Below are 6,354 nucleotides of genomic sequence, written 5' to 3'. Positions count from 1 at the left end.
GGACTGACACGTCCCGGCGCAGGCGGCCGCTCCCACCGAACCTGGCCTCATGGGCAGTTGTCGGCCGTCAGACCCCTTGAAAAGATCTTCTCGCTGTCACGACCGGACAGTGATTCGATCAAGGGGGAAACAGAAAGCATGAAACTGACCCGAGCTGCTCTCGTTCTGACCGCAGGCGCCCTGGCTCCGGCCCTGCTGCTCGCCACCCCGTCCCTCGCGGCCGCCGCGCCGGTCACGGCGTCAGTGAGCACGGTCGAGGGTTCGGACACGGAGAACCGCGTCGCCATCGCCAGGATCCTGGCCGACCCGGCCAGCGGCAAGGCGGTCATCCGCGAGGCCAACCAGGCTCTCGACGGCACCCCGGCCGACCGCGTCGCCTTCCTGACCACCGGGCTCGCGATCGCCCGGGACGAGGACAACCGTTTCACCATCGTCAAGCTCCTGGCCGACCCGGCCAGTGGCCGCAGCGTGATCCGTGCGGCGAACAAGGCCCTCGACGGCACCCCGGCCGACCGCGTCGCCTTCCTGACCACCGGCCTGCGGCTCGCCCAGGCCCATGACGACCGAGTCGCCGTCGCCCGGATCCTGGCCCGTCCCGGCATCAGCGACGCCCTGTACGCGGCGGCGCAGAAGGCGATGGACGGCACGCCGGAGGAGCTGCGGTACTTCATCACCGTCGGCCAGTACCAGGTGTGACCGCCTGCTAAGCCCTGCACAGAGTGAAGGCCGGACGGCCCGAGGGGCGGTCCGGCCTTCACTCTCTGGGCCGTCCGGCCCCGTTTCGGCTATCCGTTGACGACCTGGTCGTAGCGCAGGGCGACGTAACCCGAGGCGGCATGGCCGGCGATGCGTCCGTCGGTACCGCCGTTGAGGTAGTCCTGACCGCGCATCATGTCGTCGTTGGGGTTGGACTCGTGGATGTACGAGAACTTCCCGGCACCCTTGTCGACCCACTTCTCGAAGAGCACCACGTGCCCGCTCGAGGTGTTCAGCGCGTCGCCGGGCTGGAGGTCGGACTTGGAGATCGTGGTGCTGACGCTCGGCAGGCTGTAGGTCGTGTAGCTGCTGGCGGCGTGCCAGGCCATGGAGATGAAGCCGGAGCAGTCGGTGCGGTAGGTGTGGTCGCCGTCGGGGTCGGAGGCGTACGCGCTCTGGCTGTAGGGGATGTCGCGGTTCAGCCAGTTCACGGCGCGGCTCATGATTTCGCTGCGCGCGATCTGCCCGCCCTTGGTGGAGGGGGTGGGGGTGGGGGGCGCCGGCGGCTGGTAGGTGCAGTCGTTGGCGAAGGCGGAGAGCAGGGTCTGGGTCCAGCCGCTCGCGTCGACCGGGTCTGCGGGGTGGTAGGCGATGTCGCTGCCCTTGCCGTCGGTGGGGTCGGCGTCGTGGTACCAGTACATCCCGCCGTTCGTCCGGCCGTAGTAGAGCCCGCCGCCGGGCGAGACCAGGCTGTCGACCGCCGACCAGCCGTCGCTCTTGAGCTCCGAGCTCTCCCAGTCCCCGACACCGTTGATCTGGTACGAGAGCAGCCGGCCGTCGGCGGTGCTGGCGACGAGGACGTCGTCGCCGGCGGCCGCGAGCGTCTTGAGGACGAAGCCCGTGTCGATCACCGCGTGCTTGGCGATGTGGGCGGGCCCGCTGGGCTTGGCCTGGGAGACGTTGTAGCGGTGGAGCTCGCCGGCGACCGTGCCGTAGAGGTGACCGGCACCGTCGTAGGTCAGCTTGTCGAAGGTCCAGCCGCTGTCCCAGATCTTGGTCACTCCGGCCAGGGCCAGGGCGTTGTCGTTGGTCTGAATGTCGACGCGGTACAGCTCGCCGGCCGTCGACGTCACGAGGACGGTGTTGAAGTTGAGGGTGGCCATCGCCTTGGGCGTGAAGCCGAGGTTCGCACCGATCAGGGTCTTGACGCGGTCGCCGGTGTTGGGGGCTATCGCGGTGTAGGTGAGGCGTCCGTCGGGGAGGGTTCCGTAGATCGACACGTTGCCGCCGCAGATCGCGGCGGCCTGGGCCGGCGCCGAACTGAGGGTGACCATGCCGAGAGTGGTGGCAGAGACGGCCAGGGTGGCGGCGAAGCGGCGCTTGCGGGACGACGAGAACATGGGTGTCTCCGGATCGTGGGCAGCCCTGACGTACGCGCGTCGGGCCGGGGAGGTGAGGGGGGAAGGCCTGAGGGCGGCGAGCGTGGCTCGGGGGCGTCTCAGTACCAGTTGTTGTTCAGGAAGTGGTTCCAGGCGCCGCAGGGCGTGTTGTACCGGCCGTCGATGTAGGACAGGCCCCACCTGATCTGGGTGACGGGATTGGTGCGCCAGTCATCGCCGAAGGCGTCCATCTTGGAACCGGGCAGGGCCTGGGGGATGCCGTAGGCCGAGGAGCTCGGGTTGTCGGCCCAGTAGCGCCAGCCGCTCTCCTTGTCCCAGAGCTGCTCCAGGCAGTTCCACTGGGTGGAGTTGCTCCAGGCACCGCCGTCGTGCTTGTTCATCAGATCGCGGCCGGCCGCCTTCACGGCGGGTATGTCCCTGCCGTCGAGCGGGTCGGCGGTGGTGGTGCAGGTGAAGGTCGCCGGCTGGGCGGAGAGGAGATTCTGCGTCCAGCCGCCGGTGTTGACGGGGGTGTCGTTGTGGTAGGCGATGTCGGTGCCGGTGCCGTCGGCCGGGTCGGCGTCCTTGTACCAGTACATGGCGCCGGTGGTTTCGATCCGGCCGTAGTAGAGGCCCCCGCCGGGCGACACGACCTGGTCGAAGCCGGACCAGCCGGAGGTTTTGAGGTCGTCGCGGGCCCAGGTGCCGTCGCTGCCGATCTTGTAGGAGTAGAGCGCGCCGGCCGACGTGGTGGCGAGCAGCCGGTCGTCGCCGGCGGCCGTCAGGGTCTTCAGGACGAAGCCGCTGCCGATCTCCCTGCGCTGACCGATGTGCGCCGAGCCGGTCGGCTTGGGCTGCGAGACCAGGTACTGGAGCAGGACGCCGCCCGCCGTGCCGTAGAGGTGCCCGTGACCGTCATAGGTGAGCTTGTCGTGGGTCCAGCCGCTGTCGAAGATCTTGACGGGCGGGCGTTCCAGGACGAGGGACTCGTTGTTGGTGAGAACGTCGAGGCGGTAGAGCGCGCCGGTCGTCGACGTCACCAGCACCGTGTTGAAGTTGAGGGTGGCCATCGCCTTGGGCTCGAACCCCAGGTCCGCCCCGATGCGCACCTTCTTCAACTCCCCGGTGGCCGGGGTGATGGTGCTGAAGGTGAGACGGCCGTCGGGAAGGATGCCGTAGATCGAGGCGGTCCCGCTGCAGCTCGTCGCCGCCTGTGCGGCCGGGGCCGTGGCGACGGAGGCGGCGGTGAGGAGTCCGGCACCGATCACGGTGGAGAGGGCGGCGACCGCGCTACTACGGGCAGCCTGACGGAGGGTGGTGGTCACTGCGTTCTCCTTGGGAACGTTCACGGGTGGGCCCGAGAGGCGTCGGCCGGATCCGGTGTCGTCGCGCCGCCGTCAGTGGTGCGGCCCGGTGGTGCTGTAGCCGTGCGCCCGCAGGGGGGCGCGGGCGCCGTCGAGGATGGCGCGGGCCTGGCGAAGCGCTGCGGCTTCCGAGGCGGCGCGCAGGAAGAGGTAGACGTCCACCCCGTCGTCGGCGGCTTTGGCCCGCAGGTGTTCGAGTCCGTGCGCGGCGGGGGTGTGGGCCCAGATCAGATCGGAGACGAGGGCGAGCACGCCGCTTGAGTCAGGGCCATGACAAGGCCCTGAGAGGGAGGCCCGGATGACACGCATGCCGGCTAGTCCCAGTTGATGCTGTCCTCGGCGGACCCGGGCGCCGTGTCCCCGTTGATGCTGCCCTCGGCGGAGGCGCTGATGTGGTGGCCATCGGTGGAGACGGCCATCGAGCCGGTGGTGACCGCGCCGGCGCAGAGGGCGGCGAAGGCGGCGGCGACAGCGGCGAAGCGGGCGGTGCGGGCGGTGCGGGACATGGTTTCCCCCAAGGTCACAGGCTCGGTGGCGATGCGTTCGGTGCGGTGTGCTGCGCGCTGTCCCGGATCGTCCTTGCGGCTCTGGCCTGAGTCGGGGACTCTCGTCCCCGCCGTCCCGGTGATCACCATGTTGCTGCCCTCGGGCCCTGTGATGAAGAGGTTCCGGCTGGCACCAACAGGCCTGGCACCTTGGTGCCAGACTTCGCCTACGATCACGGAGGCGGCGCTCGCCGGGCCGCCCAACTACAGCTGGGGGGCTGGGACATGCTGCAAACACTGGGGCTCGGAGCTGAGGTGGAAGCCGTGTACCGGGGCATGCTGGCGGACCCTTCGGGAGGGATCGCCGAGCTGAGCGCCCGCCTCGGCCTCACCCAGGCGCAGGTCCGCGAGGGCCTGGACCGGCTCGTCGACCTCGACCTGCTCAGACCGTCACGGGACAGCCCGGGCGCGCTGCGAGCGGTGAGACCCGAACTGGGCCTGGAGCTGCTGCTGCGCCGCCAGGAGGAGGAACTGGCCCGGCAGCAGCAGGAGCTGGCCCGCAGCAAGGCGGCCGCGGCGCAGGTGGTCTCCGAATTCGCCGAACTCAGCCCGAACACCGAGGTCGACGGCGCGGAACGGCTCGTGGGGATGGACGCCATCCAAAGCCGCCTGGAGCAGCTCGCCCATGGACTGACCCGGGAATGCCTGGCGATCCTGCCGGGCGGCGCGCTGTCCGAGGCGAGCCTGGAGTCCTCCCGGCCGCTGGACCGGCGTGCGCTGGCCCGGGGCATCGAGATGCGCTCGGTGTACCAGGACAGCGCCCGCAACGATCCGACGACGCTGGCCTACGCCAGGTGGCTGACCGAGCAGGGCGGCCAGGTACGGACCAGCCCGCTCCTTCCGCCGCGCCTCCTGATATTCGACCGCACCGTGGCGGTCGTCCCCATCGACCCGGGGAATTCCCGCCTGGGTGCGCTGTGCACGAGCGCGCCTGGGATCGTGGCCTCGCTGGCCACCCTGTTCGAGCAGACGTGGGACGCCGCGGTGCCGCTCGGAGCCGACCGCCCCCGCCCCAGCGACACCCGCCCCACGGCGACCGAGCTCGAACTGTTGAAGCTCCTGGCCTCCGGGATGACCGACGAGGCGGCCGGCAAACGCCTCGGGGTGTCGCTGCGTACCGTCAGGCGCCAGATGTCCGCCCTGATGGAACGCCTCCATGCGACGAGCCGCTTCGAAGCCGGCCTCAAAGCGGCACAGCAGGGCTGGCTCTGAGGTCCCGGTACGCCGAAGCGGCAGCCCTCGCGAGAGTACTGCCGCTCGGCGTGCGTACGGTCAGAGGCTCCGGACGAACGCGCCGAACGCCTCCGCGGCCACGGTGAAAACGGGCCCGTCAGGATTCTTCGAGTCCCGGACGGCCACGAGGCAGGGCTGCGCGGCCACCTCGACGCACTCGCCGCCGTTGGAGCCGCTGTAGGACGACTTACGCCACCGCACGTCCGTTGGGTTCTGGATGCTTGCCATAGCGTTCCTCCATTACGCGAGCGATCATCTCCGTCGACGCCCGAGGGGAGAGGGCCTCAGCTTGCAGGCGAGCGTAGCCGACCGAACGCTCTTTGATCACTTGCGGGTTGGCCGTCATATGACCAGAGTCGTAGCTCTCGCTGTACTGGACGTCCGGGTTGTCATCGAACCGCAGCAGGGTGAACGAGCCCATCATCCCGGCATGCTGGCCAGCCTTGAAGGGCAGCACCTGGACTTCTAGCCACTGGCGGTCCTGCAGGCTCAACAAGTGAGCGAGTTGATTTCGCATGACTTCGCTGCCTCCGATCTCCCGGTGGAGTGCCGCCTCGTCCAGCACCAGCCACAGCACAGGTGGATTCTCGCGGGCGAGTATGCGCTGCCGGTCCATCCGGGCTGCCACTGCAGCATCGAGCTTGCCGGGGTTCTCGACTCCGAGCACCGCGCGCGCGTAGGCCTCCGTCTGGAGGAGCCCGTGCACCAACTGGCACTGAAACGTGGAGATGAACGCCGCCCGCGCCTCCATCTCCGCGTAGGCCTGAAACCACGTCGGCAACTGGCTCCGCAGGACCAGGCCCACCAAGCGGGAGAAATGTCCATCCGTCCCCAGCGCCGCGTCCACCCGCTCCGAGAAGTCCCGGGTCGGGACCCTCCGTGTCGTCTCGACCTGGCCGATCAGGGACCCCGTACAGAACACGATGTCGCCCAACTGGGCCTGCTTCAGCCCCGCCGCCTCTCTCAGGCGGCGCAGCTCATAGCCGTAGTAGTCCAGCGGTGAGGCGCTGGGATCAAGGTCGCGGGCCTGGACCATGGGATGGTCACCCCCATGCAAACGCGGGTCGGAGCCGGATTCGGCGTGTGGCCGAGCGTAACGACATCGCCACGCCGAGATGTCCGGAATTCGGCAACCAT

General features: G+C 69.3%; 8 protein-coding genes. 2 read left to right on the top strand and 6 right to left on the bottom strand.

The window, feature by feature from the left end:
* The first annotated feature begins 138 nt into the window (after nucleotides 1-138).
* Nucleotides 139-696, top strand: coding sequence for an ALF repeat-containing protein (locus tag ACWGIF_RS07540; RefSeq protein ID WP_453492459.1), 558 nt, complete (start codon nucleotides 139-141; stop codon nucleotides 694-696).
* An 89-nt stretch (nucleotides 697-785) separates the two neighbouring features.
* Here the strand turns inward: ACWGIF_RS07540 and ACWGIF_RS07535 are convergent, their stop codons facing one another.
* From ACWGIF_RS07535 to ACWGIF_RS07520, 4 genes are all read right to left on the bottom strand, one after another.
* Complete coding sequence (locus tag ACWGIF_RS07535; protein WP_453492456.1) at nucleotides 786-2,096, bottom strand: tachylectin-related carbohydrate-binding protein; 1,311 nt, start codon at nucleotides 2,094-2,096, stop codon at nucleotides 786-788.
* A gap of 98 nt (nucleotides 2,097-2,194) precedes the next feature.
* Nucleotides 2,195-3,400 (bottom strand): aggregation-promoting factor C-terminal-like domain-containing protein, encoded by a 1,206-nt coding sequence (locus ACWGIF_RS07530; protein WP_453492454.1) that lies wholly within the window; start codon nucleotides 3,398-3,400, stop codon nucleotides 2,195-2,197.
* A 72-nt stretch (nucleotides 3,401-3,472) separates the two neighbouring features.
* Nucleotides 3,473-3,691 (bottom strand): hypothetical protein, encoded by a 219-nt coding sequence (locus tag ACWGIF_RS07525; RefSeq protein WP_453492451.1) that lies wholly within the window; start codon nucleotides 3,689-3,691, stop codon nucleotides 3,473-3,475.
* 62 nt (nucleotides 3,692-3,753) lie between these two features.
* Nucleotides 3,754-3,945, bottom strand: coding sequence for a hypothetical protein (locus ACWGIF_RS07520; protein WP_453492448.1), 192 nt, complete (start codon nucleotides 3,943-3,945; stop codon nucleotides 3,754-3,756).
* Between the two features lie 264 nt (nucleotides 3,946-4,209).
* Between ACWGIF_RS07520 and ACWGIF_RS07515 the strand changes: the two genes are divergently transcribed.
* Nucleotides 4,210-5,196, top strand: a complete 987-nt coding sequence (locus tag ACWGIF_RS07515; protein ID WP_453492446.1) for a helix-turn-helix transcriptional regulator — start codon at nucleotides 4,210-4,212, stop codon at nucleotides 5,194-5,196.
* A gap of 60 nt (nucleotides 5,197-5,256) precedes the next feature.
* Here ACWGIF_RS07515 and ACWGIF_RS07510 read toward each other — a convergent pair whose 3' ends face one another.
* Both ACWGIF_RS07510 and ACWGIF_RS07505 read right to left on the bottom strand, forming a co-directional pair.
* A complete protein-coding gene (locus ACWGIF_RS07510) occupies nucleotides 5,257-5,445 on the bottom strand; it encodes a DUF397 domain-containing protein (RefSeq protein ID WP_453492443.1) in 189 nt (62 codons plus the stop codon).
* On the bottom strand, nucleotides 5,405-6,253 hold the full coding sequence (locus ACWGIF_RS07505) for a helix-turn-helix domain-containing protein (protein WP_453492441.1): 849 nt from the start codon (nucleotides 6,251-6,253) through the stop codon (nucleotides 5,405-5,407). Before ACWGIF_RS07505 ends, ACWGIF_RS07510 begins: the two co-directional genes overlap by 41 nt.
* Nucleotides 6,254-6,354 lie beyond the last annotated feature (101 nt).

The sequence above is a fragment of the Streptomyces sp. NPDC054849 genome (assembly GCF_053610945.1).
Note: the sequence above shows the minus strand (reverse complement) of the source record. Positions and strands in the feature narration are given on the sequence as shown.

What these genes read in the sequence shown, in the direction of transcription:
- ACWGIF_RS07510 (WP_453492443.1), bottom strand. Translation starts at nt 5,445, where the DNA reads ATGGCAAGCATCCAGAACCCAACGGACGTGCGGTGGCGTAAGTCGTCC.
- ACWGIF_RS07540 (WP_453492459.1), top strand. Translation starts at nt 139, where the DNA reads ATGAAACTGACCCGAGCTGCTCTCGTTCTGACCGCAGGCGCCCTGGCT.
- ACWGIF_RS07535 (WP_453492456.1), bottom strand. Translation starts at nt 2,096, where the DNA reads ATGTTCTCGTCGTCCCGCAAGCGCCGCTTCGCCGCCACCCTGGCCGTC.
- ACWGIF_RS07515 (WP_453492446.1), top strand. Translation starts at nt 4,210, where the DNA reads ATGCTGCAAACACTGGGGCTCGGAGCTGAGGTGGAAGCCGTGTACCGG.
- ACWGIF_RS07505 (WP_453492441.1), bottom strand. Translation starts at nt 6,253, where the DNA reads ATGGTCCAGGCCCGCGACCTTGATCCCAGCGCCTCACCGCTGGACTAC.
- ACWGIF_RS07520 (WP_453492448.1), bottom strand. Translation starts at nt 3,945, where the DNA reads ATGTCCCGCACCGCCCGCACCGCCCGCTTCGCCGCTGTCGCCGCCGCC.